Genomic DNA, 516 nt, shown 5'->3' on the forward strand with positions numbered 1-516 from the left:
TCGGTTTCCATCATAGTCGCGATGTGGCGGCGGGACCAAGCTTGAGCGGCAAGCGTCGAGCGCTTGTGTGAGCGATTTCATCGACGCGGAGCGTGATTTTGGCGCTTCGAACGCTGTTTGTGAGGGGCTGGTCGGAATAGCAGACACGCCAATGCTGCCTCTGAAGCGGCGCTGAACATATCTGATCGCGGTGACGCTCATGCCGGAACCGGGTTGTCTGGTGGCCCGCGCAGACCATTGATCAGGTCGAGCACCCCCGCGAATATCTTCCGCGGCAGGGCGGCGGCGGCCATCTGGAAGATGGCGTAGCGCCCATGACGCACAAGGCGCGCGCCGGTCTTGATCAGGCGTTCGCGCAGGCTTGTCAGGGACCACGTCTCGATCACCTCCGGTGTTGCCAGCGTGCGCAGGAAGTTCGCGAGGTTGTAGGCCAACGCATGAAGCTGAAGGCGCACCTCGTTGGCGGCGAACTTCATGCAGGACAGACGGGTCCACTTGATCGCGTACTTGCCTTCC

2 protein-coding genes are annotated in these 516 nt (G+C 62.0%); both read right to left on the minus strand.

Annotated elements, in window-relative coordinates; genetic code table 11:
- On the minus strand, window positions 1–201 hold a 201-nt coding region (locus tag E1297_RS49505; RefSeq protein ID WP_209015542.1), incomplete at its 3' end, for a hypothetical protein.
- Window positions 198–516, minus strand: a 319-nt coding sequence (locus tag E1297_RS00740) for a transposase (protein WP_196223098.1), incomplete at its 5' end; no start/stop codon positions are given. The genes E1297_RS49505 and E1297_RS00740, both read right to left, overlap by 4 nt.

Source organism: Roseibium sp. RKSG952 (assembly GCF_009711355.1).